Genomic DNA, 26823 nt, shown 5'->3' on the forward strand with positions numbered 1-26823 from the left:
TTCTTCTTTATCCCTTCGTTTCTTCTTTATCCTTTCAATTTTTCTTTTTTTCTCTTCTCTTCTCTTCTCTTCTCTTCTCTTCTCTTCTCTTCTCTTCTCTTCTCTTCTCTTCTCTTCTCTTCTCTTCTCTTCTCTTCTCTTCTCTTCTCTTCTCTTCTCTTCTCTTCTCTTCTCTTCTCTTCTCTTCTCTTCTCTTCTCTTCTCTTCTCTTCTCTTCTCTTCTCTTCTCTTCTCTTCTCTTCTCTTCTCTTCTCTTCTCTTCTTTTCTCTTCTTTTCTCTTCTTTTCTCTTTTTTTCTCTTCTCTTCTTTTCTCTTCTCTTCTCTTCTTTTCTCTTTTTTTCTCTTCTCTTCTCTTCTTTTCTCTTTTTTTCTCTTCTCTTCTCTTCTTTTCTCTTTTTTTCTCTTCTCTTCTTTTCTCTTTTTTTCTCTTCTCTTCTCTTCTTTTCTCTTTTTTTCTCTTTTTTTCTCTTCTTTTCTTTTCTTTTCCGATTCCACTTTACTTTTTTGCGAACTTTTCTTGAAAATATCCGGTTTTCTTTTGGATACCGATTTCTAATTCGAAACTGACATTATTTATAGAATCCAACAAATAATAATATGTATTAGGTTTATTTGAAAAATGAAGATGATTTGTCATTTGGACAAAATGCAGAACATTTCCGTATAGCGGTTCAATTAAACCGCTTAATCAAATATCTCTATCAAACCGTTCAATACATGTTTAATTAAACAGTTTCCGCAGAAAAACCGGATTTTCCTTTGTGGATTTTTTCTTCGTTTCGAGAAGCAAATGAAGTGAGGGTTTATTGCGGCAAAAATAGATTTTAAATGGATTTTAGAAGAACCTTACAAGGGGTTGGAACATGCGAATTCTTGTACTTTACTCAGGTGAACTAGGAAGAAAAGTGATTCTGAATCTGATAAACCCCGGGGAGTTCTGTGTGTCCTGCGGGGAACTCTGTGACCACTGCAGGCAGGCCAGGAAGTCCTATGCAGGGATGATTGTGGGGATCCATGAGTTTTCCACTGACCTCCCTGCCTTTATAGAGGAACCCGAGCAGTATCTTCCTCAGAAGTTGCCGGAATGTGATCTGATTCTTGCGATCGGGATCCACGCCGACCTCCTGATAGCCCTGCCTGAAGTGGTGAAAAGGACCGGAGCAAAAGCTGTAATCGCACCTTCCGAGGACTCGAAGGCCACCCCCGCGGGGGTGCTTGAACAGCTCAGGAAGGAACTCGAAAGCATGGGTGTGGAGTTTGAGGGGCCAAAACCCTTCTGTGCCCTTGAAAAGACTGGAAAACCCCTGATTGATGCTTTCGTGGACATGGGTTTCGGAAAGCCCGTGCTAAGGATCGAACTGAGCCCCGACGGAAAGAGGTTTATCGGGGCCGGGGTGCTCAGGGATGCTCCCTGTGGTTCTACCTGGTTCGTTGCAAAGAAACTCAGCTGGACCGAAATTTCCGAATATAAAGAAACCATTTCAGGCGCTCACCACTCCTATCCCTGCACCGCCAGCATGGACAGAGACCCCCAGATAGGAGACACCATCCTGCACAAGGCCGGATACATAATCAGGGAAGCAGTGGAAGAAGGGATGGAGAAAGCAAAAAAAGAAAAGTCCCGGCTTGAAGCTTTTTGCGGAAAAGAGTTTTTGGGTCAGGTCAAAGTTTCCGAGTAAATAAAGTAAAAAGGGGTGAGTATTTCAGATCTGAACCTTAATCAGGTCTGGGCCTGGAAATACACTTCTTCATAGGGCTGGACTACAACAAAGCCTTCGCCTTTGAAAGCCATCTGAACGGACTCTCCGCTGCTCCGCCCGACGAAGGTCTTCAGGGAGACATCGGTCTTGATTTCCGGCTCCAGGTTCCCGGACCAGGCTACCGTTGCGTTCGGGTCTGTGCATACGGGGAAGTCTCCCGTCACTTTGAGGGTCAGGGGGTCATGGTGCATGGTGATGGCGACCATGCCTGTCCCTTCGAGCTTCACGTTGAAAAGCCCTCCTGCCATCATGCCTGAAATCCTTTTTATCATCCTGATGTCCCAGCTGATTGAGGATTCGAAGGCCAGGAGGTCGTTTCCGTTTACAAAGATCGCCTCGTTTTCAAGGTTCAGGATCGAGACTTTCTTGCCCTCGTCTGCCAGGTAGAGTTTTCCCTGGCCTTCGGCTTTTGTGAGGCATACCCCTTCTCCTGTAAGGGATTTTTTTACGAGTTTACCAAGCCCATGCTCGAGGATTCCTTCTCTTGTAAACTTAATCCCGCCTGTATACGCTACCATGGAACCCCGTTTGCTCCAGACCATACCGTCAAGGTTTACTTCCAGCAAACGGTCGCGTTCCAGTTCAAAAACTCCCTGCCCTAGATCTCTTTCGCCCGTTTCACTTACGAAGTCTTCAATTGAATATCTAATGTTTTTCACCTCTAAAATATCGTTTTTTATTTATTAATCCTGTTTCAGGTTTAATTCTTTCGCACTGAAGTACATTAATGATACTGTCATTTTATATACTCCCGGGTACTGCCATATATTATACAGTCGTATCCTTCTTACTGGCTTATGAGAAGGTGGAGTATTTTCTGATTTACAGGGGTAGTAGCTTATGAAACCAAAAATTGATTCCACGAGTTTCGGTTCGATAACTGTCGAAGGAAAGGCTTTTGAGCACGATATCCTGATCCGTCTGGACGGCCGGGTGGAAAAGAGAACTAAAAAGCTCTCAAAAGCCCTGTACGGGACCTCTCACAAAATCTCACTTGAGGAAGCCGAGCACATTTACGAAGAGGGCACGGAGAAAATTATTATGGGGACCGGGCAAACAGGTTTTGTGGAACTTTCGGACGAAGCCGAGGCCTTTTTCAGGAAAAAACGCTGTTCTATCGAACTTCTCCCGACTCCCTGGGCAATTGAGCGCTGGAATGAGCTAGAAGGCAGGATTGTCGCAATGTTCCATGTGACCTGCTGAATCCATCCGGACAATCTGCCGAAAGCATTCGGACATTGCTTTTTGATCCATCTGGACAATACGGAGTCTGGGTAATACGGATCCTACAGAATTATAGTGAATCCAGAAATTAATTACACATTTCAAACTCAATTATAGTCAAGGGCCAAAATATTTTCACCAATCTCAAGTGCAGGTTTAACCACCGAAGGCACGGAAAACACGGAATAAAGGAAATAAGGGCACAATCTTTCCGTGCTTTCTGTGTCTTCCGTGGTTATAAAGTAAGTGTAAATATTTACGTTTGGGACTATAATAGAACCGGGTGATGGATAAAGCAGAAATCGAAGCAAGGCACAGGATAAGACAAAAATTGGGTTGGGAGGGACGGAGGTTTTATTAATTTATAAAACCTCCTTTTTGCAGTTACATTTTACACGCGCAGACGTATAATGTTATATGATTTAACTAATAATTTACCAACATTCTAATGTTATATATATCTTCTCTTTTTTTACACAGTTTGGGGGCGGAAAACTCTGTTAATTCTTTTGCCCAATAACTTCTCGAAGGCTCATTATACTGTTTTTTACATACGGTTTAGGGTTTGCCTCAGACTAATGAACAATCAGAATATTTTATAACTTTGGTTTATTTTTTATGCCTTCTGCGTTTTCATATTGCACTTTGTTTGCTTTTTGTGAGCCTGTTCCTTCAGGACCTTATGTATTCAGCCTCCCACTCGAAAGCTGTTCCTCCCCCGGAGGCTTTTCAGTTTTTTTCCAGGTGTACGCTCAACTGTGGGAACGGAATTTCGATTCCTTCTTTCCTGTACGCCTCAAAGATGCCTGCTGTCAGTTCGTTCTTGACGGTCCAGAAGTCTCCTGTATTTGTCCAGGCCCTGAGCTGAAGGTTCACCGAGGAATCGGCAAGTTCCGTGGTGACAACTGCGGGTTCGGGCTCAGTAAGGACCAGAGAGTGTCCTTTCATAAGTTCTATAGCTACTCTGATAGCTTTTTCCAGGTCCGAGGAATAGCCGATTCCCACATCCACCGAAACCCTCCGGGTTGGCATGCGGGTTGAATTTATAACCGGGCTTCCCCAGATGAGTTTGTTCGGGATTGTTATGTACTGGTTGTCAGGGGTCAGGAGTTCGGTTGCCATGATCCCGACAGCCTTTACTGTCCCGCTCTCCCCGTTTACTTTCACGTATTCGCCCATATCGATAGGGCGGAGAGCAGCAATCCAGACCCCTGCCGCCAGGTTTGTCAGCGTGTCCTGCAGCCCGAAGCCCAGGACCAGCCCCACCACTGCCGAGAGGCCGATGACAAAGCCGTTTATGTCAAAGCCAAGCGTTCCAAGGAATGCGAATACTACCATGATGTAGAGCAGGATGCTCAAAAAACGTGTAAGGAATTCTACAACAAGCTCCGGCAGCTTTGTGCTTTTAATTCCGCTCCTGAACATCGATACAAGAAACTTTACGATCACAAACCCTGCTACCAGGACAATAATTGCAAAAAGCAGCGTAGAAACTGTCAAATCCGTATAAGGTATAGTCTGTTCCATTATTCCATTAGCCATTTTATACCCCCTGCTTGTAGTTCCGGTCGGGACAGTAACCGGGAACTTGTATGTTATTTTGAATTTTACTTTTTAATAATTTAATTTTTTCTGTTTAACTGTTTAATTTATTTTGTCTAATTTTTGGGTGAAATTATTATTTAAGACACTAAAATTATACGCCTAATGATATAAGTATCCTTATTCCGTATATTTTCCTGTTAAATTTTTATTGGACCTTTCCCGGTTTTCCTATTTTTGCCTTCATCTCCCCTTCATCCTGTTTCTCCCTGCTTATCCTCCTCTCCTCCTCATCCTGTTTCTCCCTGCTTATCCCCCTCTCCTCCTCATCCTGTTTCTCCCTGCTTATCCCCCTCTCCTCCTCATCCTGTTTTTCTCGACTTGTTTTTTTCCAGCCGTTTCCCTCCTTAAATCACAAATAATCTTTCATAGAAGAAGTTATAACATAGATAAGAACTGAAAAGTTCACAATTCAAATCTTGGTGGATTCAATTCCTTGATAGGATTCAATTCCTTGATAGGATTCAATTCCTTGATAGGATTCAAATCTTAGTGGATTCAAATCTTAGTGGATTCAAATCTTAGTGGATTCAAATCTTAGTGGATTTAATTCCTTATAGGATTCAAATTCCTATGGATTCGGATGCTTATCAAATACTTATCAAATACTTATCAAATTCTTATAAACATGTCTGGAAGGCTCGAATTGAAGTGGATCAAAAAGCTCTTCGGAAAAAATGAAAGTTCTCCTGCAGAAGTAGTTTCAACGGAACTCGGTTTCGAGGAACTCCCTTCATGGCTGGACGCCCGCTTTCGTAAACTCTCTTCGGAAATAGAAGCGGAAGCTTCCGGGATTTTCCGGGACATTGAAGTTCCCCTTGCTGATATAAGGGAAAGCAATGCCAGGCTTGCCGAAGCGCAGGTCACGGGGGACTTTGATCTCCGGGCGGTAAAGAGGGCAAAGAGCAACCGGGAGAACATGATGAAGCAGGTGGGAATCCTGCTGGATAAAATCCGGGTTCCGGAAGCTTTCGATGTCAGGACCCTCGATGAGTTCCAGGAAATGGCCATGCAGAGCCTTGACAGTTGTGTGGAGAATATGAGCCGGAGTTTCCGTTATACCAGGGTTGTTTTTCCCCGGGAGTCGAAAGAAGTTACTGACAGCCTTGCCAGGCTGGGACAGGTCCTCAAAGCTCTCCGGGGGCTGCTTGCCGGGCACAAAAAAGAACTGGAAGCTATCGATGTGGCTTTCGCGAACATAAAGGAAATTAAGAATTTATCAGCCTCGGTAGAATCCGATGAGCAGGGTATAGGGTTGAAAAGAACAAAAATCCGGGCTCTGGATGGTGAAATTGCCGGGGTGGGGCAGGCTCTTGAAGAATTTCGGCAGGGGGAAACCTGGCAGAGATCCCAGAACCTGCAAAAAGAAGTTGCTACTGCCGAAGGCCTGGCTAAAAAAGCCGAATCAGGGTTGACTTCCCTTGTCCTCCCTCTTTCGAACAACCTCTCAAGGCTCAAAAAACTGCACGAGACCGGGAGGTATACCCTGAAGCCGGAAGTAAAGCAGCAGGTGGAAATTTGTCTTGCCGACCCGACAGCTGCAGATCCGGCTTTTTTCCGGGAGCTGCAAAAAATCCTTGAAGACAACGCCCTGGACCTGAAAAGCCCCAAAAAGGCAAAAGCCCTTGCCCAGGCAAAAGCCGCCGAATCCGGGCTTGAGACCAGGAAAAAAGAATACCTTGAAGCCGTGCAGGTCCTTGAGGAAAAGAAGAAGGAGCTTTCCGGGCTGGACACGGGAAAACTTGCGGAACTGGAACATAAAGAGGCAGAGCTTCGGGACAGGGTCAGGCTCCTTAAAGAGGAAATTGAAAATTCCGGTAAAAAGCTTGTCGTTTTAAAAGAAGAACTGGAATCCCGGAAAGAAGAGCTCGGGAAGAATGTTGCCGTAATCGACAGTAGCGTCAAATTGCGGCCAACGCCTTAATCTTTTTTTATAAACTTTTGGGAATGTTTAGCTACTTTTTTTCTAACTTATCTTTCTGCTATACTCATTTTCTGATTTATTTTTCTGCTATACTCATTTTCTGACTTATTTTTCTGCTATACTAATTGTTGATTATTTTCATATTGATCATAAAACCAGCCGTCTTTTTGTGTTGAATATGAAACGTGAAGAAGTCCTTTTCCTCTGGCTCAATAAAGGCAGCCCGGAAAAGCCGATTGAAGCCTTTATTTACTGGTTACCATGAACAAAAAAATGTCTCTAACCTCTATCCCAATCTTCTTGATGCTTGTTTTACTGTCGGGAGCCCTGGGTTTGGAAGCGGGTTTTTTCGAACTGCAAACTGTCAATGCGGTTGAAGTAATTCAGAATGGAAGTCCCGAAGTGAATCGAAGTTCCGAAACTTCTCGGGAAGAAACCCTTGAACAAACTGTGAAGGAATCCTCATTGGAGGGTTTTTTTTCTAAAGAGGGTTTTTCCAAAGAGGCTTTAAGCCCTGCCCGGAAAAAACTCTCCACCGACCTGCTGCGGTTGAGGGATGAACACTACCTGCCTTCCGGGGACACGTCTGGATCTTTCAGGGGTAGAATGGTACGATTCGGGCAGTTGAGACCTGCCGTTTCTTCTTCAGCTAGTTCTTCCTTTTCCTCCTCTTCTTCAAATACTTCTTCAAATACTTCTTCGGAACTGTTGGTAAATTCTGAGGTGAGTTCAGGGTCAGGGGATGGGGATGCGGGGGAGAAGGTCCATGTCTACGTATACCTGGAAGCTTCCGCAAGCACCCATGTGCTCGACCCTTACTGCGAGCTTGAAACGCGGGACGAGGCCAATAAGATCGCAACAGCCTGGGTCCCGGTGGATGCCCTTGAAACGCTGGCTTCCCTGCCTGAGGTAAGAGGGGTCAGGACGGTCATACCTCCGGTTACCAGGAGCGGGAGAGTTTCTACAGAAGGGGATTCGATCTTAAATTCATCCACTCTCAGGGACCTCTACGGGGTAAGCGGGGCAGGCATTAAAATCGGGATCATTTCGGACGGAGTTGACAGCCTTGCGGATGCCGTGGCTTCCGGAGACCTCCCTGATAACGTGACCGTTTTGAGAAACGTGGGGGGGGAAGCGGAGGGTGAAGATGAAGGCACGGCCATGCTTGAAATCGTCCACGACATAGCCCCCGGAGCGGAGCTTTATTTCCACGACTGCGGAGACAGCAGGTACGAATTCAATGCCGCCATTGATGCTCTGGTCGATGCGGGGTGTAAGGTTGTCTGCGACGATATCGGGTGGCTTGGGGAACCTTACTTTGAAGACGGGGTTGTGGCGTCTCATGTGGCAGAGGTCATAAAAACCCACGATATCCTCTACGTCAGCTCGGCAGGGAATGCTGCAGAGAGCCACTACCAGGGGATGTTTTACGATGCCGGGAATGGCTGGCACGATTTTAGCGGGGGGCGGGGAGATGTGAAAAACCTGCGGCTCAATATTTCCCCTTCCGAAGAGGTCTGGGTTTTTCTTGAATGGGATGATCCCTGGAGGCAATCGGGCAATGACTATGATCTCTACCTGATAGACGAAAACAGTTCCGAAATAATTATGGACAGCATCGATACGCAGGACGGAAATGGCCTGCCCCTGGAATATGTCCTGTACAGCAACGAAGGAAGAACAACCCTGGACGCTTCGGTCCGGGTCCTGAAAAAGTCCGGGGAAGCCAGGGAACTGGAACTCTACATTTTCTACGCCCGCGATATAGACCCCAGCTACCTGGTAGCCGAAGACTCTATCTTCGGGCACCCTGCAGTCCCTGAAGCCGTGGCTGTAGGGGCGATAGCTGCCGACGATCCGGGGTATGATGATATAGAAAATTTCTCTTCCAGAGGGCCGGTTACCATTGCCTATCCTACCCCCGAGACCCGCTTGAAAACCGATGTAGTCGGGATCGACGGGGTGAGCGTCACAGGAGCCGGAGGGTTCGGGGATTCCGATGGGGAATCTGCCTGTTTTTCCGGGACAAGTGCGTCAGCCCCTCATGTTGCAGCAGTTGCAGGCCTTGTCTGGAGCGTTTTTCCGGAGAAGTCAGCCGCGGATATCAGGGGACTGCTCTACTCTTCAGCCGTTGACTCTGGAGACCCTGGCTACGATCCCGTGTTCGGATACGGTCGGGCTGATGCTCTCCGGATGTATGAGCAGGCAGCTGCGGAGCCCAGGGCCTTTGACGTGGACTCCGGCGGGGGCGGAGATTTCCTTTCCCTTTCGGATGCCGTAGCCATCAGCAAACCCGGGGATACCTTCCTCGTATTTCCGGGCACGTACCCGGATAATGTGGATGTCCCCTGGAACCTGACGATTTGCTCGGCTTCCGGAAACCCGGAAGATACCGTAATTGAAGCCGCTGATCCGGGGAAACCGGTCTTCCATGTGCACGGAAATGCATCCAGGATCAACGGGCTTGGAATAAGAGGTTCGGGCCGGGCCTGCGGCGTGTATCTGGAAGGCGTCCGGGACTGCACCCTTTCCGACAGTATGATTTCTGACTGCGGACCCGGAGTCTGGCTGGAAGGGACCTTCAACAATACGCTTTCCGGAAACAATATTTCAAACAACACTGAAGGGTTGAGGCTTGCGGCTTCTTTCCTGAACCGAATCCACGAAAACGAATTTGGGAACACTTACAACATCAATGATTCTCTCACTGAACCCCTCAATGAGTCTCCCGCAGAAGAAGAAGGAGAAGAAGGAGAAGAAGAAGATGGGCTTTCGAATTTCTGGAACACTTCCTCTGAACTGGCCTATCTTTACAAAGGAGACGTTTACAGCAGCCGGCTTGGCAACTTCTATTCGGATTACGGAGGGGCTGATCCCGACGGAAACGGAATCGGAGAGCTCCCTTACGGCAGTGACCCCTATCCCCTTATGGAGCGCCTTTCAGCGTATAACCTGTCCTTTTCCCTGGGGGGTGCGGTCCCGGGAAAAGCCCCTTTCTCCATTGAAGGTGATGTCCTGGAATTCGAAATCCGCTCCACAAGGTCCTGCAATTTCAGCTGGATGCTAAACGGCCTGCCTGTGCAGGCAAACGCTTCCGCAGCTTCTGCAAAGCTCACAGTCAATACCAGTGAAGTCCTGGAAAGTGTAGGGGAAAATAATCCTTCTACTCCTTTTATTGCAGGGTACAATGTCACGGTGCTTGCGGAAACCGGTTCGAAAACCCTGACGCAAAGCTGGGACTGGACTGTTTTTCCCACGGAGGAAGAAAGGGACAGGATAGAGCGGATAGTTGTTTCGGCTCCCTTTGATGTCGGTAAAAATTCGTCTGTATCCTTCAATTTCACAGCAGGGGAAGTGACCGAGTCCCGGCCCGGAGAGTACAGTGTATACTGCATATCCTTCTATTCTCTTGAGGCTTCCGGCAATGTGAGTGCCAGGCTGGAGTTACTTTCCGTAATCCCTTCTTCAGTTCAGGAAACCCCTTTCGGCGACCCTGTATACAGCTACCTGAATATTGGGTTTGACAACAGCAGTATTTCTGGCTCGGAAAAAATCCTGAACCGGACAATAGCATTCAGGGTGCTCAAGTCCTGGGTCGCTGAAAATGACATCAACCCGGCTTCCATCAGCCTCCAGCGCTATCACAACGGTACCTGGAAGCTCCTGGATGTAACAAAAGAAAGGGAAGACGAAAGCTACCTTTATTTCAAAGCCGAGACCCCGGTTTTTTCCTCCTTTGCAGTCACTGCTTCCCGGAACGTCAATAACAGCTCCGGGGAAAGTGGAATTGGTGATGAAAGCGATGGAAATGGGGGTAGCAGCGGGAGTGGCGGAAGTGTAGGAAGCGGTGGTGTAGGAAGCGGTGGTGGAGGAGGTGGGTCTCCTGAACCCGCTAGCAATGTTGAAAGTAAGGAACTTGCACAAACGTTCATAACAAACGGCAAGCGCGCCAGGTTTGATTTCACCAGAAATGCAACGCCCGTTGATTATGTGGTATTTGATCCGAAAAAGAGTGCCGGTAAAACCACAACTATTGTGGAGATGCTAAAGAACCGCTCTGTGCTGGTCTCAGGCCTCCCTGATGGGGAAGTCTACAGGCACATGAATATCTGGGTTGGAAACAGCGGCTTTGCAACCCCCCGGAACATCGAAAATGCGGCCGTGGGTTTCAGGGTGGAAAAGAACTGGTTCTCGGAAGAGGGAATTGACCCTGATTCCGTCCTTCTGTACAGGTACGCAAACGAAAGCTGGACCAGGCTGCAGACGGAAAAATGTGGGGAAGATGAAGAGTTCTTCTACTTCGAATCGAAGACATCCGGCTTTTCCCCCTTTGCGGTAACAGGACGTGAACCGGATGTTGATGTTTTGTACGCTTCTGTTTCTTCCAATGAAACCGGGGATGACCTGGAATCCGAAACCGAACCAGATGGTGCATCGGGAATCCGGATCACCCGTGAAGGCCCTGAGACTGGCCTGGAAGAAGAAGGTGAAGAAGGGGGGGTTGTCCCGGCTCCTGGAATTGGGGTCGCAATGGTTCTTTTGCTTGCAGGGGCAGTGTATCGTAAAAAGAGATGAAATAATGAGCTGTACCAGATAATTTGAAAACTCTTTTAAAGGAATATTTAGTAACCTGATAACTATATTTTGTAATCTGTAAGCAGTTTCGAATCAGTTTCAAATAAATTTCGAAGCTCAGGACTTTAAGTAACTGACTTTTTAAAAATAGAGGTTTATCCATGACTGAAGTGCTCTACTACCTTGATTGCTACCTGAAAGAATTCGAAGCCACCGTGGTAAAAGTTAGTGACGGCAATGTTGCCCTGGATCGCAGCGCTTTTTATCCCGAGAGCGGCGGGCAGCCCTACGATACCGGGAAACTTGTCCGGGAAGAGGATGGGGCAGTGTTTGAAGTTGTCTATGTGGGGAAATTCGGAGACGATATCAGCCACGAAGTGGTGGCTGCCGATGAAACCGCTCCGGTCCTCAAAGCCGGGGACAAAATCAAAGGAATTATCGATTGGGAGCGCCGCTACCGGCACATGCGCATGCATACCGCAACCCACGTGGTTGCAAACGTGATTGAAAGGGAAGCAGGGGCTCAGATCACCGGGAACCAGCTGGGCCTGGATAAAAGCCGGGTTGACTTCAGTCTCGAAGCTTTCGACAGGGACAAGTTTACCGAATATGAGAAAATGGCTAATGACGTGATAGCAGCAAAGCACCCGGTCAACTTCTACCTGGTCAGTCGGGAGGAAGCCGAAGAGAAACTTTCCAGGCTCACGACTCTGGCAAAGGGCTTTTCCGAGGACATCAAGGAAATCCGCCTGGTAGAGATTGAGGGAATCACCATTGAAGCTTGCGGTGGGACTCATCTGAAGAATACCGGGGAGATCAAGGGGATCAAGATTTCCAAGCTTCAGAATAAAGGAAAGAGCAACAGGAGAATGTACTTCACGCTGCTGGACTGAGTCCCTATCTTTTTTCCTATTTTTGAATTCGGTTCCAAATCTTTTTCTTTTGTTTTTCCTTTCTTCTTTCCTTTTTGTTTTTCCTTATATTCTCGTAGCTGTCCCACCACTTTTTTCATTCATTTTTTGCTGTTCCGCTATTCTCTGTATTCGACGTCTAACTATCTAAATATATACTCCATTTTTATATATTACAATTAATCTTTATTTCAGTTGAATACCCCGTTGCTTGCAGCGGGGTGCGCCAGCGTAACTTTGATTAAGAAAATAGCTATAATGAAAGTTCCGGCAGATCATCCTGAAAAAGGCTTTAATGAAATTATTTCCATATTCTTAACTGTCCTTTAAAAACATTGAGATCTTCAAGCTGTTCCTTGAAGAGTCCTGCAAAAATATCCGTTGTCCTTTATGGGGGGGTATATTGAGTATCCTGATAGCTGAAGATGAGCCGATCTCGAATTTGTGGCTTAAGACCCTTTTGACCAAGTGGGGTTATGAGGTCATTTCAACCCGAAACGGGAGTGAAGCCTGGGAAATACTGAGCAGTGATGACCCACCCGAAATTGCTATTCTTGACTGGGAAATGCCTGAAATGAAAGGCATAGAGGTATGTGAGAAAGTAAAAAAGAAATTACAGAACACTAACACTTACATAATCCTGCTAACAGGCAGGGACCTGGATGAAGACGTGGCTAAAGGGCTTGAAGCAGGTGCGGATGATTTCATAAAAAAGCCTTTTACTAATGAAGAGCTCAGAGCAAAACTTAATTCAGGTAAGAAGAAGCTTAATCTTTGATAGCTTAATCTTTGATAGCTTAATCTTTGATAGCTTAATCTTTGATAGCTTAATCTGTGATTCCGATTTTCAAGCTTTCAATCCGGATGGTTTCTTCATTCACTGTTCAATTTGTTTTTTCCGGATAAAAAAAGGAAGTAAATAGGGTTATTCGATCGGTTATTCAATGGCTAACATAACGTTTGTTGCCTTGATCACTGCATATACTTCATGCCCTTCTTTTAAACCAAGGCTTTCAGCTGAATTTTTTGTGATTATTGATGCGATTTCCGTACCGCTCGGAAGTTCGACCACAATTTCCGAATTGACCGATCCATGGACTATGCTTTTAACCTTACCTTTCAAGACATTTCGTGCGCTTATTTTTATACGTAAACCCCCCCGCAGGATATTTGTTTATTAATATGGTTGCTTCTGTTTATTATAAAAATGATATGAACCTGATTTTCTGAACCTTATTTCTGATTAAATCCGCTCCGGAGTTTCCTGGCCCCTGTATGGGTTCTGCAACCTTGAACTCTGAAGCCGGATATATATATAAAATAAGCCAAAAAATCTCCCTGGCAGGCTTTTATGTTTAAGAAATGTGACAAAATCGGCTATAAAGAAGTCCTTCCCGGCATCCGGATGAAAGCTGTCGTCTACGGTGATAAAGCCCTTATGACTGAATTTCTCTTGAAAGCAGGCAGCACCCTTCCTGCCCACGACCATATCCATGAACAGACCGGCTAAATGGTCTTGGGAAAAATACGGTTTAGCATCGGCGAAGAAACCTTTGAAGTTTCCCCGGGCGATTTCTGGAATGTCCCGGGCGGTGTCCCTCACAGTGCGGAGATTTTAGAGGATTCCGTGGCTTTTGAAGTTTTCTGCCCGAGAAGGGACGAGTATATCGGTTAAATCTGTGATAGGTTTACAGGTCAACTTCTCTTTTGATTTACTCCTCCAAAATACGATTTTATTGAAGAAGTTTTTCGGGCAAATGTGCCAAATGGAGGGGTTAATGGAAGTAGAATACTTCCAATGACTTATTTTTTGTTTTCCTGTTTCTGGTTATTACAGGCTCACTAAATTTTTGGAGAAAATATATATACTTCATTATTATATATTATATATTATATGGAGGTGCATTATTGAGTCTTGTAACCAATATCTGGGGATTACTTACGCTGTTATCGGCGGTATGGGTCATTTATGACGTGTTGATGAAAAACCGAACCTTGAGCGACATAATGAAAATTGTGTGGATAGTAGTTGCCCTGGTATTTGGCATATTAGGAGCAGCGGCCTATTACCTGTTCGGGAGGAAAAAATGAGCGGACCCGTATTATGTGATTGATTTCCCGCGATCCTTTTTCTTTTTTTAGTTTCCGATGCCGGTAAAGAAACGTTGACCAATTGGTTTCAACCCGGTTTTTCTTTTCTTGAAAACACTGATTGTTCTGCTGTTCGTCCTTAAATTACTTTTTCTACAAATCCAGGTCTGGATTTTATCTCGCTGGAATGTAGCAGTATTCAATAGAACGGAACGGTAAAGGAAGGGAAGTAGAAATGAGCTATCAGTAAGATGGATAAGCTGACTGTCGGAACAGTGAGATTATCATCAACATTTTCTATTCGCTCAACGAATGAGCACACTATTCCCGCAAGAATTCCGGCAGGGCCCATTTTGGCGCCGATGATTATGCACAGGACAAGCATACCTGCAGTGCCTTCCCAGGCTTTTGTCCGTCTGTTGTACTTGAGGTTTCTTATTATTCCGGTTATCCCGTCCCCGTATGCCATGAAAAGCACGGGGATCACCCCGATCCAGAATGTTTTGTCGATGTACCAGGTCAAAAGGATTATTATCCCCCAGATGAGTGTGAAATCGACCTCGTAGATATTGTCCGGGTCCTGAAACCAGTACATCAGTTTGCCGGTCTTGTGCGGGATGTATGTCGCAAAAGCAAGTCCGAGTGCAAGGGCTGCCGGCACGACAGGCTCCCGGACAAAAAAGGGTAACAACATTGCGGTCAGTCCTCCCGCTAAAAAATGGATTACTTTTCTGGCAAAGTATATTGACGAATTGTGCGATCTTCCCTTCTCCAGGGCAAATTCATAAGTCTTTTTTGCCAGGACAAAGATTACAAATAAATTCCAGACCCCAAGGAATGCAAATAAGGGTAGGTCAGCTATTATGGATTCCAATGGGATTTGGAGGAAAGCTTCCATAACACTCTGTATATCTTTAGGGTATAAATTTTTTTGGATTTGTGATTTATTCCACTGGCTGGATCCCAATCTACTTCATTATCTTCTGATCCAGAGCGCCCCTTTTTCCAATCCAACCCCGGGGAGGCTTCTCTGTCAAGGCTTTCGGTTTCAACCAGAGTATTCCATGGGAACTTTCCCCCTTCAGTGATATACTCAATTCCTACCTTATTATATCGACTTCTTCCTTCCGGATGATAATTGCAGGCAGGTAAATCGGCTGACTCAGGGCAGATATGCTGGTACAATCAAATTACTATTAGTTTAATGAAAGTGATGTTTATTCCCCACTAAACGTGATACCCGTCTACCAGATTTTTGAAAATATCCCGGTATTCAGTAACTTTTACTCTCTTATGGGCCTGTTTTTTTCTTTAATTCTGTTTTTCCTGAACCGTTCATTTACCCTTATTTTCATCATGTATTTTTCTTCAAAATTAAAGAGGTCATATACAAAAGTTTCAGTTATACTGGTTAGCACCTACTGATATTGAATTATCTAAAAAATTCAACGTTATAAATCCTACTCTTGTAAAAAACTATGAAAAAATAAGTGATATTTGCGTCCTCATCCAGACACCTGATAGCTCCGAACAGAACCTAATGGGTGGGGGGGTTATGTGGTATAGAAGAGGTTCGGAGACACTCTCTATCTGCATTCTGGATGAGAACACAACTCTATCTCAGCAATCATATCTTATGGTACTTCCTCTATTTAATACTTTTGAATTTATATGTAACATGTAATGTTATTCAATAATGGATTGATTATGTTAATGTTATAACATTATTTGATTGGATTTCATTTTGTTGGATGAGCTTAGCCTATTATTTTACTTCTCTAATGGTGCCTGGCTGCCTCTCTTTTAGTTTGTCTCTGAAGGAGCTTGCCTTCAATTTGTTATTTGTCTCCGCTGCCAGGTTGCTTTTGAGCTCTGAAATTATCCATGCGCCATAAAGTTTCCTTTTTTATGTCAGTCGGTCTTATTTTCTTCAGTTCTGTTTCTAAAAAAGACTATGTGACAGGTGGAGAATTTTTGCAAAAAAAGAGGATTAAGTCTTTAAACTCGTTTTTGCGCCGACTTATTTGTTAATTTATAAATTTGTAAAAGTAATTTTGTTATATTTTCGAAAAACTTAAAAAGAGATATGTAATATATCTAATTATATATAATACTGTGGTTAATGGGTGGTTCCTGAAATGAAAATTTCCAAAGGACGTAGTTTACTTGTTGCCTTCATTTTTTTTCTATGCTTCACTTGCATGGCTGAAGGAGCAATGCTCAATGTCCCTGATGAATATACCAGTATTCAGGAGGCAATAACAAACGCAAAAACTGACGATGTGATCATTGTCAGTGGCGGACCTTATGATGAACAAATCACCGTCGATAAAAGGCTGAATATCACAGGCATCGGGATGCCCGAGATAAACGGAAAAAGAATAACCGGCAAAAATACAGTCACGCTGAATGCAGCCGGGACTATTTTAGATGGATTTTTGATAACCAATGGAGGATTAGCTGCTTCAGGAATAGAGATAACATCAGATGATGTTGGAGTCAGGAACTGTACAGTTACAAATAACAGAGGCACCGGAATAGAGATCAACACTGTAAATGGTGTTATTTTCCGTGATAATGTCATCCGTGATAATGTAGGATCGTCAAGTTTGGGAATTTATCTAAATTCCTCAACGAACTGCCTTCTTCAGAACAATATCGTGGAAAATAATAATGTTCACAACCTTGAACTTGATGATTCATCCTACAATATAATTCACAATAATACATTCAGTTCCGCAGGATGGTATGGAATTCTACTCTCATCAGATTCACAGTACAACACTTTTTCAGAGAATGTTATCGAAGAAACTGCCGATGATTACGGTGTATGGATCTATTCTACTAACGACCATAACGTATTCAGATCAAACATTATCAGGAACAACTCTGGAGGTATTGTCACATTCGCAACCAACAACCTTACCTTTACTGACAATATCCTCTCAGGAAACCGCAATTACGGAATGTATCTTGATATCGATGACAGCTATTTTGCCAATAACACAATAACAAACACAATTGGTGAATATGATCCTGTGGCTGTATACCTGGAATCTTCAGAAAGTAATACTCTCGAGAACAATACAATTGCAGACAATGAATACAGAGGACTCTTCCTAAAAAGTTCAAGATACAATACTCTCATCGACAATAACATCACAGGAAACCCCTATAATTTCGGAGTTGCTATTACCGACTTCACTTCGTATTTCATCAACTATATCGATACATCGAACCTGGTCGATGGAAAACCGATAATCTACCTTTTGAACGAGCTCAACCCTTCCATCAATGGTACTTCCAACGCAGGTACGGTCTATTGTATAAATTGTGAAGGAGCTACAGTTGAAGGGCTGACCTTGAGCAACAATTCATATGGCATCTTATTTTCCAACTCTTTCAATTCAACTATTGAGAGCAATACCGTTCATTCCTGTGAGGAGGGTATCGTCCTCACAGCCTCCAATAATAACACGATAACGAACAATAACGCAAGCAATAACCAGGATTACGGGATCAGGGTAAAGAGTTCTAACTCCAATTCCGTCTATCTCAATGATTTTACGAACAACGGAGATAAGGATTACATCTCTGACAGCTCGACATTATGGATAAGTCCAGTGGAATTACTTTATTACTTTGCAGGAAACCAGAACACAAGTTACCTTGGAAATCACTGGGGTTCATACACTGTCGTTGACAGCGATAACAATGGGATTAATGACACTACTTTTACCATAACAGGTGACGCTAACAATGATGATTACCCATTAATAGCATCTAAAACAGCCTATTCCTTTGCGCCTAATCAGCCTCCTTCGGCAAGCTTCACATATCTTCCACTATATCCGGATACTGAGGATACAATCAGCTTTACGGATAGTTCTACTGATATCGACGGATCCATAACTGCATGGTTGTGGAATTTTGGTGATGGTGATACGTCCTCTAACCAAAATACTGCTCACCAGTATAGCATTGCGGGTTTCTATCAGGTACAGCTGGATGTCACCGATGATCAGATGGCAACCGGCAACACCACATGCAAGATATTCGTCCATGATGCAGGTCCCATGACCATTTACGTTCCTGACAACTTCACTACTATCCAGGAAGCCATTAACTTTTCAAGGGACGGGGATACCGTAGTGGTACGCCAGGGTACGTACCCCGAGAATGTTGTGGTCAACAGGAGCATCACACTTACCGGAGAGGGAATGCCTCTGGTGACGGCATCCGATGGAAACGGTATTACTGTAACCTCCCCAGACTGTACCATTGAAGGATTTAATGTCAGCGATTTCGATTGGGATGATTACGCCGGGATTAAACTCCTGTCCGATCGGAATACGGTCCGGAACAATGTCCTGTATGACAATGACTTTGGTATCTGGCTGATCTTATCCGACAATAACAGCATTTTCAATAACACCTGTACCGATAACCATTATAGCGGTATTCAGCTTACATCTGCCATGAACAACACCATTTACAACAACACCTGCAACAGCAACTCTGCTTACGTTGGCGGAGAAGGCGGTGACGGTTACGGAATAATGCTGGAGGATTCCGGGGGGAACATACTGTACTTCAATGATATGGATAACCCGAGCCAGATGGTACCGGGAACTTATTACAATGCCTTTGACAGCAACACCTCCGCTATTCCGAACCAGTGGTTCAATGCAACGATACTGAAAGGTAACCGTTACAGTGACTACGGTGGTGAAGATGGCAATAACGACGGTATTGGAGACTCAGACTATGAGATCGCCTGTAACCTTAATTATGCATTGGCAAGTGTGGACCCATATCCACTGATGCCGTATAATCCTTTGCCGGATTATGAACCGGTGATAAGCAGTATATGGACAAGCGATCTGACCCACAGTTCCATAAATATCCGGTGGAGCATCCTTAATGACGTAAACTCCGACAACCGTATCCTTTACGGAACAAGCGCTTCTCTTGCAGGATCACAATGGTCTGCATGGGACAATTCCAGCACATCCCCGCAGATAGCTCTCACAGGCCTGGCACAGAACACTACATACTACTATTCCTGCTATTCCTACAATTCAAAGAACACGACGCTTGTGGATAACAGCAGCATCAGGTCATTTACGACCATCCAGCGTCAGAATATGATCCTCACAGTGGACGACGACGATTCGGATATTCCGGAACCGCCTGCTAACTATTCAAGCCTTTCCGCCGCCCTCAGTGCAGCCATAGACGGGGATACCATTCTGGTGTATAACGGTACATACATGGCCAACCATATTGTTGACAAAAGCGTGAACATCACCGGTATCGGAAAGCCTTTGCTCATAGGAAGCAATCCCGATACATACAGTGAACTGGGTAATGTTGTAGTCCTTGAAGCAAACGACTGCATCCTGCAGGGATTCAGGATTTCAGAAGCCCACTGGACTTATCCGAATATTTATGGTAGAAAGGATTCCGCATGTGTCCGTATCGATTCGGACAGAAATGTGGTCAGGAACAATATACTCGAAGATGGTGTCTATGGAATCTATGTAAGTACTGGTTCCAATTACAACCGGATAACGTCCAACCTTTTGAACGATACCTACGACGGCGTACTCTTTGACTATGCAAGGAACAATGTATTTTCAGACAACGAATTAACCAATATAGACCGCTATCCCGTGATGCTGGATAAACCGGATTATATGTCTTACGACTACTACCCGTCAACAAACAACACGATATCTAATAACATTCTCTCTGATACCGGTTTTAGCTATGGTATCACAGTTGGTGGTGTAAGTGATAACACGATCGCCGACAATACCCTTAGCTACAGCAACCGGATATGGATAAATGGTGACAGAAACTCGGTTACGGGTAATTCTGTACAGGGTCCACATGATCATCATGACGCAGGGATACAACTTGGATCAGGAGAGGACAACAGCCTTTCGGACAACACGGTTGCATGGCAGAGATTTGGAATTCTCCTCGAACCCGACGCAAAGAATGTGACCATGAGAAATAACCGGATGGAGAACAATACCTATAACTTCGGATTCACAGGTGACTGGTACTATGCAGGCCATATGGCCTCCACACATGACATCGATACCAGCAACACTGTGGATGGTAATCCAATCTACTATCTGGTCGGGGAAGAGGATGCTGTCTATTCGTATTCCACACTTGTCCCGTCTCCGGGGTATCTGGCATGTATCGATTGCAGTAATATTACGATAAAAGACTTCTACCTGGAGAAGAATGCACAGGGTCTCTTCCTTTACAATACCACTGATTCCCGCATAGATAGTGTCACCACGATTTCAAATGGTGAATACGGTATGCTCCTGCATGAAACCGATAACCTGGTCATCACAGATTCGGGCATAAACGGCAACGGGCAGGAGTCCGGGGGAATCTTCCTGGAGGAGACCTCAGGATGCCTGATAGACAACTGTGAAATCACGGGTAATAACGAGATCGGTATCAAGTTGTGGTATGGTTGCCCGGACACCGTTATAAGGAATTCCGAGATAACAAACAATGGGGACCCCACAGAACCGGGAGGCGGAATCGGGATCTACATCAGCGGAAGTTACGCGGAAAACGTAACCATACACTCCAACATCATTGCAAACACCTATGCCGGGCTCCAGGGAACCGGGATTCAGAACTGGGCAAAGAATTCCACCATTTACAACAACTATTTCGATAACACTGAGCCCAGTGATGTATTTTCCGCAGCTTCGGGCACTGTCTGGAACATTACCCCAACCATCGGGACAAACATTATCGGAGGTCCCTGGATCGCCGGAAATTACTGGGAAGATTACACGGGAGTTGATTCCGACGGGGACGGGCTCGGGGACACGCTTGTGCCCTACACCGCCGACGGAGAAATTCAGGAAGCCGGGGACTACCACCCGCTGCTGGATACCTTCGTCCCGGATTCCATTGCCCCGGTCCTGCACATTATCAGTCCGGAAGAGGGGAAGGAATACATCCCGCAGTATCTTCGCCTTGAAGTGTTTTCCCCGGATCCCGATGCGGCTTACTGGTGGTACAGCCTCAACGGGGCCGAGAACGTCTCATTCGTTCCAAATAGCACCCTGACAGACCTGCCCCTGGGAGAAAATAACCTGACAGTCTACCTGAACGACACCTCCGGGAACATGAATTCCTCGGTTGTCAACTTCACGGTTGCGGAAGACCATACAGCCCCCGGGATTTATATTATGTCCCCTGAAAACGGTTCTGAATATAAAGAGAGCCGGGACGTGCCCCTGGAGGTCTGGTCTCCTGATGAGGATGTCTTTAGCTGGTGGTGCTCCCTTGACGGAGGAAGCAACACCTCCTTTACCCCCAACGCCACCCTGATAGGGCTTGCAAACGGGGTACATACGCTTATTGTCTACGCAGACGACGTGGTGGGAAACACAAATTCAAGCCAGGCCACTTTCACGGTAAACGTCAATGAAGAAGAAAACCCGCCCTCAGGCGGCGGGGGAGGAAGCGGCACCGGCAGCGCTGTCATAATCAGCCCCGGTGAAGAAAGCTCAGAAGAAGAGGAGGAAGAGGAAGAAGAGCTCCCGGGAGATTCTCTCATAGTCCTGTCCCCTGAGGAAGGAAGGACCGTTTCCAGGGATGTCGAGCTTCGCTATGCATGTACCGTCCCCCTTGCCAGGGCCTATTACAGCCTGGACGAAGGAACGGAAAAAGAGGTCGAGCCCCTTGCACCCGTCCCGGTGGACCGCCTGAAGCTGGGAGAGCATATCTTCAGGGTGACAGGAGTGGACTATGAAGGAAACCGCTACCATGCATCCGCAAAGTTCGAAGTGATCCCCCTGGCTCTTGGAGAAAAGCCGGATGTGGGCAGTCCCGAGTACCCGGATGAAGCGGTTTACGCCTTCAATGGCAGGGCTGTAAACTATACCCTCACCTTCGAGGCTTCAGGTCTTGAAGAAGAGGAACTAGGGCTCTACATAAACCGCTACCTTTCCGGAAGCGTTGCCGGTGCTAACGGGGGAACAAACGAAAATGCAAATGAAACCGGGAACTCAGTGCCAGTGCTTTCCCTCCACGAAAGCGGCGGGCTCCTTGGAACCCTGAACAGCTCAGCCGGAGACTGGAAGGCTTACGGATACACGATACCTGCAAACCGGATAGTCCCCAAAGCCGAAAACTTCCTTTCCTTCATACACCAGATCAATCCGGGAACAGCATCAGGAAGCGATTCCTGGCATGTAAGGAATGTCGCCCTTGTCCCCGAAATGCCGCTTTCATATCCCAGGATCCGTGTCTTTACTCCGGACAGGGCTCTTTCCCCTGAAGACGAGATGATGGTCTGGGTGGATATCAGCGGGATCGGAGAAGCCGGCGGCAGCAGTGCTGGCAGCTACAGCGGAAACGGTGCTGACGGTTACGAAGCTTCCGTCTATGTGGTAGGGCCTGACGGGACAGTGTTCTCCTTCCCCGACGGGGAAACTGCGCCTGTGCCTCTTGCCCAATCATACCTGGAAGAAAACCATTACGGAAGGATTCCCGGAGCAATGGCGTTCGATGAAAGCTTCCTGCCCGGAACCTACACACTTGTGGGGATCCTGAGCTCCCTGGAAAGCGGAAAACCGGTGTCCATTTCTTCGGAAGTAATCTATTATAGCGACCAGCCTTCGGTGAAAATTTTCCTTAACAGGAAATCCTTCTACCCGGGCATGCCTCTTACGATCGAAGCAGCCCTCACGGAGGGGAAGACGCCTGAAAGCGTTTCGGTCCTCACAAGGCTTGAACGGCCAGCAGGAGCCGATCTCTTCCTTCCGGAAAAGACCGGGACTTTTTCGATGCTTAACTACGCACCCCTTGAGGACGGGTATATGACCCTGTACAATGAGCCTGTAAACGGAAACTGGGAAAACGGGACATACGTTGTGAAGTGTTCCATCTTTAACGAAAGCGGGTACGAGCTTGCAAGCGACGTGCTCTCTTTCGAAGTCAGCACTGCGCAAAGTGAGCTTTCCGTCCGCTTCGATATGCCGGAAGATACGCTTTTCCCGGTGGTGAAGAGCAATATCCGGCTAATTGATGCCGCTTCTTTCGGAGTCATTGCGGAAAAATCCACAACAGGACCCCAGTCTTCGGTTGACCTGCAGGCGCCTCCCGGGACTTACTGGATAGCCGGGGTGATATACACCGAAAACGGGGAAGCCTACCGGATCCCGGTCAGTGAAAGCAACCGCGTGGAGCTCGGCTGCGACGAAAAGCGAACAAAAAGAGTATCTGTATCAAGGATTTCTTTTGTTGACTTTGTAAATATGCTCAACGAGGAGGTTGAAGCATGAGTTCCATTATCAGGTCTTCCGGGTCCCTGCTGATAGGCTCCCTGCTTATAGGCTGCCTGGTCCTCTCGCTTGCCTTCCTGCCCGGAACTGCCGGAGCTGCCTGTTCACAACCGAAAGTGTTTGTGATGCCCACTTCCCTGCATTCGGAAACCCTTTCCCCGGACCAGGCAGCTGCCCTGAACGACGCTTTTTCCATCGGGCTCAGGAATGCAAACCCTGATGTCCAGGTAACATCACACCAGGACGTAGGAAACCTGCTGGAATTTGAAAGACAGCGCCTGCTTCTGGGAGACGAAACGTACGGAGGAAATGTCAGGGAACTTGTCGGGGAAAAAGTGAATGCCGAGTACATATCCACGTTGCAGGTCGGTGAAGTGGGTTCGGTTTATGTTGTTACGGTGTCCCTTATCGACGTTGACCTCGGCATCCTGGTAAAGAAAACATATGTGGAAGTATCGGCAGTTGATGAACTCCCGGACGCCGTGGCTACGGTTGTAGGGCAGCTCGGGGACCTTTCTTCCCTGATCAGCAGTCATGAGAAAAAGTATCCTGTGCCCCCGCGCGACCCGTCCCTTACTGTGAGCGTGAACCCGGAAAGCATCTCAACCGAGGAGGGGAAGGACAGGTGCAACATCACGGTTGAAGTCAGGAACTGCCGCGGGGAAGCCGTGGAAGGGACAAAGGTCTATTTCAAGGAATACACGGCCCGCGGGCATGTGCAGGGCGAAAAAGAAGCTGAAGATTACGGACTCCACGACTACCAGTCTTCAGTTACTGATTCCGAAGGCATTGCCCGGGCGATATACAGGCTGGACGTCTCAAAAGGAAAGAAAGCCGGAAAAGACAGGGTGCAGATCCTGACCGAAGCCAGGGGGCAGAAGAAAGTCAGGTCCGAAGCAGAGATCGATATCGCCGGGATTTATCTTGAAGGAAGCGCCGACCTGACAGAAATCGCTCCCGGACAGGCGACCGAAATTACGCTCTCCCTTTTCGAGCTGGATTCGCAGGCTAAGCGCACGCCCCTTGAAGGAAAATCCCTTTACCTGGAAAAGTTCCGCATGTCAGATGACGTAAAAATTATCCCGATGGGTGAAACGGATGCGGACGGAAACCCGCTTACGGACTCCCAGGGAAAAGTTTACGTGAAATTCATAGCAGGCAAAAACGAGAGGCTTGAGAAGCTCAGGGTCCTTTTCCAGGACGTGGGCACAGGGTATGAGGAAGCGATCGACGCCTGGGTGGAGATCAACGTGAAAAAGGACGAGTACTCAGCAACCGTTTCCTGGGAGGAAAGCGGCGAATGGTACCATTATGTGACAGGCTGGTATGGTGAAGAGCTTGAAATGGATTACGATTTCGCTTTCAATTCCCATTCGACCTGGGACAAATATTCGGGCAGGGAAAAGACCGATGCATCTTTCTCCTATACTGACTACGAGACAATAATATATCGTGAAGGAGGACTCTCGGATACCTGGACAATCGTATCTAACGTGGATGGAAAAGTTGCACAGTACCCCACGGTGAATGCATTGTTCAGGGAAAGATTTGAATCGTTCTATTTCCCCCTGTCAGATCTCCCTGTTGATATACCGGTGACTGGTGACGTATCACTTACAATAAACGATAATGTTGATTTTGATTATTCAGTCGATGGAACTGTGAACCCGTTGAGTGCAAGAGCTGTCACTCATATACCGATATCGAATATCCCGCCGAACCCACGTCCTGTGACAAACGACGCCGATGCCTGGAATAATTGGTTGGGAGTCCAGGAGCTCAGAAGACTGAAAACTGCTGATGACGGACGCTTTTCCTATTTCAGGGATACCGGTGTCGCTGAAAAATGTCAGCTTCAAAAGACCGGAAAGGATACTTACGGCAGTCAATGGCATTATGAGGACTCCGTATATTATCAGGGTCCTCCCGTATTCTTCGGGATCCTGGCATTCTGGGAAGATATGGAGGTGGAAGGATCCATGTCAAGAGATGTGTCAGTAAAGGTGGTGAAAAGATGACCAGACCGTCCCTTTATATTTTTCTGCTAAGCTGTATGCTGACAATGCTCATTTTCCCGGCATCGGCAGCTAATATCGTTGTAGCTGAGAACGGCGGGGATTATACCGGCATCCAGGATGCGGTTGATAATGCTGAAGCCGGAGATACCATAACGATCATGCCGGGAGAATATTCCGGCTGGATCAGTATCAACAAAGCACTGGAACTTGAGGGTACAGGTCCCGAAACTGTGATCACTGCCGAAGGTGACTCAAACGTTCTGCATATATCTGCGGATGATGTCATGATCAGCAAAATTGCGTTCCAGGGCGGTACCAGGGGAATCTATATCGATGATTCCGCAAGGACCCTTATTGAAGATTGTACTTTTACAGGAAGCGAAACATCCGTTTCCATCTCTGAAAGCAGAACTTGCAGCATAGAGAATTGTGATATCGAGGCGGAAATGATCGGGATACAACTGTATAACTCCAACTCGACCGTCCTCAGCAAGAATAATATCACTGCCGCCGCCAGGGGAATTTCCCTGATCTACTCGGAGAACATCACGGTCAAAGAGAACACCCTGTACGAGTGTGAAGTAGGAATAGCCGCCGAGAGAGTAAGCGAAAGCAGCTTTGAAAGGAATGGGCTTTCGGGCATGGTAGGAGCTGTGGTCCTGATCGCTTCGGAAGGATGCCATATATCGGGAAACAATGTTGTTGATGTCCTTCAGTATACCCAGTTCTTCACATCGCAGGATTGCATGGTGGATATGAACAGGCTGGAAGATGCCGAATATTTCACCGCTGATATATTTTCGGACACTTCTTACGTATTCGAGAACTATTCGCTTACAGGCCATGATTACGCTTTGACTTCCTCTTCGTATACGCCTTCCGATACTTCAGGGTATAAAATGCTGGCTGATCCTGTTAACCTTACGTTCATAAACGTTTCAGAAACAGGGTCCGGGTATGTGATACTGGAAGCTGCGTCCCTACTTTCCGAATTCGATGGATATGATCAGGAAAGCTATGGTTTTTATAATATCGATTCAGGAGAAAGAATCATCTCCAATTCTGCAATAGAAAATGATACTATAAGGGCACAGGCTGTGGTAGAAGGCCCGGAATCCGGGAATTATGCGCTGATGGTCAAAAAGGAACAGGGATGGATTAATATTATGATATTCATCGCATTCATAGCTGTCATTGGAGGCATGATACTGGCTCTATCCAAAAGAAAAAAATAATGGATTGTAAGGAAACTCGGAATTGTAAGGAAACTCAGAATTGTTTTTTTCTTCCTTTTCCTCTTTTTTTCTTCTTTTGGCATGAAAGTGTGTTTTGTGTACTTTCATTTTATGTGCCTGTTATTATGAGAATTTCATGTACGTTTT

Annotated in this window: 17 protein-coding genes; 12 read left to right on the forward strand and 5 right to left on the reverse strand. The window is 46.2% G+C overall.

The window, feature by feature from the left end:
* Positions 1 to 34 precede the first annotated feature (34 nt).
* Complete coding sequence (locus tag MSMTP_RS05875; protein WP_052718295.1) at positions 35 to 496, reverse strand: hypothetical protein; 462 nt, start codon at positions 494 to 496, stop codon at positions 35 to 37.
* A 368-nt stretch (positions 497 to 864) separates the two neighbouring features.
* Here MSMTP_RS05875 and MSMTP_RS05880 point away from each other — a divergent pair, with 368 nt between their 5' ends.
* Positions 865 to 1680, forward strand: a complete 816-nt coding sequence (locus tag MSMTP_RS05880) for a DUF166 domain-containing protein (RefSeq protein WP_048178228.1) — start codon at positions 865 to 867, stop codon at positions 1678 to 1680.
* 41 nt (positions 1681 to 1721) lie between these two features.
* On the opposite strand, the gene MSMTP_RS05885 is transcribed toward MSMTP_RS05880, so the two are convergent.
* The gene (locus MSMTP_RS05885) at positions 1722 to 2420 is read right to left on the reverse strand and encodes an AIM24 family protein (RefSeq protein ID WP_231582931.1); all 699 of its coding nucleotides are present in this window, start codon (positions 2418 to 2420) and stop codon (positions 1722 to 1724) included.
* 181 nt (positions 2421 to 2601) lie between these two features.
* Here MSMTP_RS05885 and MSMTP_RS05890 point away from each other — a divergent pair, with 181 nt between their 5' ends.
* Complete coding sequence (locus tag MSMTP_RS05890) at positions 2602 to 2964, forward strand: Mth938-like domain-containing protein (RefSeq protein WP_048178229.1); 363 nt, start codon at positions 2602 to 2604, stop codon at positions 2962 to 2964.
* A gap of 750 nt (positions 2965 to 3714) precedes the next feature.
* Here the strand turns inward: MSMTP_RS05890 and MSMTP_RS05895 are convergent.
* On the reverse strand, positions 3715 to 4527 hold the full coding sequence (locus MSMTP_RS05895; RefSeq protein WP_048178230.1) for a mechanosensitive ion channel family protein: 813 nt from the start codon (positions 4525 to 4527) through the stop codon (positions 3715 to 3717).
* A 706-nt stretch (positions 4528 to 5233) separates the two neighbouring features.
* Between MSMTP_RS05895 and MSMTP_RS05905 the strand changes: the two genes are divergently transcribed.
* From MSMTP_RS05905 to MSMTP_RS05925, 4 genes are all read left to right on the forward strand, one after another.
* On the forward strand, positions 5234 to 6511 hold the full coding sequence (locus MSMTP_RS05905; RefSeq protein WP_048178232.1) for a hypothetical protein: 1278 nt from the start codon (positions 5234 to 5236) through the stop codon (positions 6509 to 6511).
* A 261-nt stretch (positions 6512 to 6772) separates the two neighbouring features.
* Entirely contained in the window at positions 6773 to 11086 is a 4314-nt protein-coding gene (locus MSMTP_RS17890) for a PGF-pre-PGF domain-containing protein (protein WP_052718296.1), read from the forward strand.
* 161 nt (positions 11087 to 11247) lie between these two features.
* Positions 11248 to 11979, forward strand: coding sequence for an alanyl-tRNA editing protein AlaXM (alaXM, locus tag MSMTP_RS05920; RefSeq protein WP_048178233.1), 732 nt, complete (start codon positions 11248 to 11250; stop codon positions 11977 to 11979).
* Positions 11980 to 12400: 421 nt separating this feature from the next.
* Entirely contained in the window at positions 12401 to 12775 is a 375-nt protein-coding gene (locus MSMTP_RS05925) for a PleD family two-component system response regulator (RefSeq protein ID WP_048182846.1), read from the forward strand.
* Between the two features lie 159 nt (positions 12776 to 12934).
* Here the strand turns inward: MSMTP_RS05925 and MSMTP_RS05930 are convergent, their stop codons facing one another.
* Positions 12935 to 13165, reverse strand: a complete 231-nt coding sequence (locus tag MSMTP_RS05930; RefSeq protein ID WP_369799628.1) for a molybdopterin-binding protein — start codon at positions 13163 to 13165, stop codon at positions 12935 to 12937.
* A 183-nt stretch (positions 13166 to 13348) separates the two neighbouring features.
* Between MSMTP_RS05930 and MSMTP_RS19915 the strand changes: the two genes are divergently transcribed.
* From MSMTP_RS19915 to MSMTP_RS05940, 3 genes are all read left to right on the forward strand, one after another.
* Entirely contained in the window at positions 13349 to 13507 is a 159-nt protein-coding gene (locus MSMTP_RS19915; RefSeq protein ID WP_231582933.1) for a hypothetical protein, read from the forward strand.
* Entirely contained in the window at positions 13508 to 13672 is a 165-nt protein-coding gene (locus MSMTP_RS19920) for a hypothetical protein (RefSeq protein WP_231582934.1), read from the forward strand. It abuts the gene before it with no gap.
* 233 nt (positions 13673 to 13905) lie between these two features.
* A complete protein-coding gene (locus MSMTP_RS05940; protein WP_048178235.1) occupies positions 13906 to 14088 on the forward strand; it encodes a PLDc N-terminal domain-containing protein in 183 nt (60 codons plus the stop codon).
* A gap of 199 nt (positions 14089 to 14287) precedes the next feature.
* On the opposite strand, the gene MSMTP_RS05945 is transcribed toward MSMTP_RS05940, so the two are convergent.
* Positions 14288 to 14782 (reverse strand): dolichol kinase, encoded by a 495-nt coding sequence (locus MSMTP_RS05945; RefSeq protein ID WP_231582935.1) that lies wholly within the window; start codon positions 14780 to 14782, stop codon positions 14288 to 14290.
* Positions 14783 to 16289: 1507 nt separating this feature from the next.
* On the opposite strand from MSMTP_RS05945, the gene MSMTP_RS05950 reads away from it, so the two are divergent.
* From MSMTP_RS05950 to MSMTP_RS05960, 3 genes are read left to right on the forward strand one after another with little or no spacing between them, the layout of a single operon-like run.
* Entirely contained in the window at positions 16290 to 23423 is a 7134-nt protein-coding gene (locus MSMTP_RS05950) for a NosD domain-containing protein (RefSeq protein WP_197076155.1), read from the forward strand.
* Positions 23420 to 25441, forward strand: a complete 2022-nt coding sequence (locus tag MSMTP_RS05955) for a hypothetical protein (RefSeq protein WP_048178238.1) — start codon at positions 23420 to 23422, stop codon at positions 25439 to 25441. The genes MSMTP_RS05950 and MSMTP_RS05955 overlap by 4 nt, the downstream gene beginning before the upstream one ends.
* Positions 25438 to 26676, forward strand: coding sequence for a nitrous oxide reductase family maturation protein NosD (locus tag MSMTP_RS05960; protein WP_048178239.1), 1239 nt, complete (start codon positions 25438 to 25440; stop codon positions 26674 to 26676). Before MSMTP_RS05955 ends, MSMTP_RS05960 begins: the two co-directional genes overlap by 4 nt.
* Positions 26677 to 26823: the final 147 nt, after the last annotated feature.

Origin of the sequence: Methanosarcina sp. MTP4 (genome assembly GCF_000970045.1) — an archaeon.
GTDB lineage: Archaea > Halobacteriota > Methanosarcinia > Methanosarcinales > Methanosarcinaceae > MTP4.